Source organism: Bacillus sp. HMSC036E02 (genome assembly GCF_001836235.1).
GTDB classification, from domain to species: domain Bacteria; phylum Bacillota; class Bacilli; order Bacillales; family Bacillaceae_G; genus Bacillus_A; species Bacillus_A cereus.
The window spans coordinates 1-1119 of sequence record NZ_KV827863.1; the positions used below are offsets into that span (position 1 = coordinate 1).

Below are 1119 nucleotides of genomic sequence, written 5' to 3' on the forward strand. Positions count from 1 at the left end.
TTACCATCTTTATACACTTCGAATTCTGCACCTGATAATAATTTCATTTTATCATTCGCATCTACTTTCACGATTTCGAATTGACCCATTACTTTTTCATTCATGACTTCTTGTTTTACTACTTCGTTCGCTACAACGTTCACTTCTACTGTCACTTCTAGCGCTTTATAACCTTCCGGCGCTTTCGTTTCCTCTAACGTGTACTTTCCTGGCACTAAGTTTTCGAATTTCACAACACCGTCTTTATTCGTTGTTTTCGCTTCTCCAACTACTTGACCAGCTTCGTTCTTTAATTTAAATTCTGCACCTGCTAGAACTTTTCCACTCTCTGCATCCTTTTTGATTACTTGTAAGCTTCCTAGTTCTTTCGCATTTTCTACTTGTACTTCTACTACTTTGTCTGCTTCCACAACGACTTCAATTTCTTCTTTTAACAATTTATATCCTTGTGGTGCTTTCGTTTCTTTTAATGTGTATGTTCCTGGTTCTAATTTCTGAGAAACTACTTTACCAGTTTTATCTGTTCGTAACGTATCTACTTTTTTACCATCTTTATACACTTCGAATTCTGCATCTGATAATACTTTCGTTTTATCTTCCGCATCTACTTTTACAATTTCGAATTGACCAAGGCTCTTACTGTTCGTTACTTTTACATCAACAACTTTTTCACCGTCAACTGTTACATGAATTATTTGTTTTGTTAACTCATAACCTTCTGGTGCTTTTGTTTCTTCTAACGTATATTCACCTGGCACAAGTCCGTCTACTTTAACCGTTCCAGACTTATCTGTTGTAATTCCTTCTTTTACAACATTTCCTTTCGCATCTTTCAATGTAAATTGTGCGCCTGCTAAGCGTTTCGTTTGATCTTTATCATCCATTTTAATAATTTGTAGAGAACCTAAGATTTTTTCGTTTTCTGCCTCTACTTTTACTACTTCTTTCTCGTTTTGAATTGTTACTTTCCATTCTTTATTTGAAAGCTTGTAGCCCGCTGGTGCTTTCGTTTCTTTCACTGTGTATTCACCTAGCGGTAATTTCGGTGACATCACTTTTCCACTCTCATCTGTTTTTAGTTCTGCTACCTTTTTACCATCTTTATACACTTCGAATTCT

General features: G+C 35.6%; 1 protein-coding gene. It reads right to left on the reverse strand.

The window, feature by feature from the left end; translation table 11 throughout:
• On the reverse strand, nt 1-1119 hold a 1119-nt coding region (locus HMPREF2590_RS23650; RefSeq protein ID WP_256325177.1), incomplete at both ends, for an MSCRAMM family protein.